The following is a 1,716-nucleotide window of genomic DNA, read 5'->3' on the forward strand; positions in this document are numbered from 1 at the left end:
CCATTTTAATGGGGAGAGGTTTCAGATAAAAAGGTTCTCCAAAAATAATGGTGGCTTTCCTTGTTTTCCATAATTCTTTTAAATTTGCCGGCCCTTCATAGGCAGCGGGAATGATCGGAACCTTCGCCAGATTTGCTATGGTGACAGCTCCCCTTTTTAATGAAACATCTTCCGTCGTTCTTGTTCCGCCCGGAAAAATGCCAACCACTTCACCTGATTTTAATAGCTTAATAGGCGTCTTTACGCTGCTTGGCGATGGATTTTCGCGATTGACAGGAAAGGCGTTGATTTTAGAAAGAAAAAGGGAAATCAACTTATTTTTAAATAGTTCTTGCTTCGCCATAAAATGAATCGGATGCGGCGTACAAATTCCGAGAATAACCACATCCAACCAGCCTTTATGCGTGCATGTTAAAATATAGCCTCCTTCCGATGGAAGCAGATGTTTATTTTTGGTTTCCACTTTACCCAACGTTTTAATAACGATGGTAGCTAAGAATAAAACCGCCTTATACATGAAATCACCCAGTTTGTTATCAAGTTATAGTACCTGGTGCTAATTATATAGAATGTGAAAACACTATTCAACTATAGGCTCGGGAACCAATTCCATTTTAAGTTAGTACCCGGAACGGAAAAAACGGCTGGCATTCATACGGAGTGTCTCCTCTGAATGCCAGTTTGCTGTACAAATATTGGAGATGACGATTAAGTTACCATTAGGGATTAAATATCGCTACCAATTATAGCCGATCATTAAATTAGCACATCAACGAGTCGGTCATATCGTTTTCTCAATAATTGCGGGAAAAGGATAGGTGCCAATATCAAAATATGATAGAATGTTCGTAGATTTACATACTGAGGAGTGCACATGATGAAGTGGTTTTGGAAGAATGATAGAAAGACTTCTCCCGAATTAGGGGCTATACAGCATTTAAAGGAACAAAATAACATCTTAATGGATAAAATACTTGAGCTATCCGGAGCAGAGAGGGAGCTTGATCGCTTGATGAAAGATGATCATATATTCTCGCTCTCTTTTTTGTATTCGGATTATTGTGTAAATCGATCGTAAGATTGTCATCATTAAACTAAAAAAGAGGAGCGGTATGAATGGGATCTAGTCAACAGTTCAGTCAAACTATTGAAACCGAAGAAGGACTTCGGACTATTATAGGATTCCCTAGTAAATTAGTAAAAAATAAGGTGATTACATATTTAGATCCTCATTGTTCAGATTTTATTTCTAAATCACCGTTTTTAGTTATTTCTACAGCAGATGAATCTGGTTGCTGCGACGCCTCTCCAAGAGGAGATAAGCCTGGTTTTGTTCATGTCTTGGATGAAAAACATTTAATTATACCTGAAAGGCCAGGAAATAGAAGAATCGATTCTATGCGTAATATTTTATCAAATCCCGGAGTGGGTCTTCTTTTTATTATTCCAGGTATGGAGGAAACGCTTAGAATTAATGGAAAGGCAACTTTAGTGAAAGATGAAGGGCTGCTAGAAAAAATGAAAATTAAAGACCGAAAACCACTTTTAGGGATTGGCGTAGAAGTTGAGGAGTGTTTTATCCATTGTGCCAAAGCCTTTAAACGCTCAAATTTGTGGGAACCGAATTCTTGGCCGGATAATGAAACACTACCTTCTGCTTCAAAAATTTTATCCGCCCATTCAAAAATTTCACTAGCGTTGCATTAAATTTTCAAG

At 37.8% G+C, this 1,716-nt stretch carries 3 protein-coding genes; 2 read left to right on the forward strand and 1 reads right to left on the reverse strand.

From position 1 onward, the window contains the following. The coding region (locus tag D4N35_RS17690; RefSeq protein ID WP_164876425.1) for a lysophospholipid acyltransferase family protein at nt 1–517 on the reverse strand (517 nt) is incomplete at its 3' end. Nucleotides 518–874: 357 nt separating this feature from the next. On the opposite strand from D4N35_RS17690, the gene D4N35_RS17695 reads away from it, so the two are divergent. Further along, entirely contained in the window at nt 875–1,078 is a 204-nt protein-coding gene (locus D4N35_RS17695; protein ID WP_144463750.1) for a hypothetical protein, read from the forward strand. A gap of 38 nt (nt 1,079–1,116) precedes the next feature. Further along, nucleotides 1,117–1,707 (forward strand): pyridoxamine 5'-phosphate oxidase family protein, encoded by a 591-nt coding sequence (locus D4N35_RS17700; RefSeq protein ID WP_120076023.1) that lies wholly within the window; start codon nt 1,117–1,119, stop codon nt 1,705–1,707. The last annotated feature ends 9 nt before the right edge of the window (nt 1,708–1,716 follow it).

Origin of the sequence: Siminovitchia fortis, from assembly GCF_003605365.2 — a bacterium.
Lineage (GTDB): Bacteria > Bacillota > Bacilli > Bacillales > Bacillaceae_C > Siminovitchia > Siminovitchia fortis.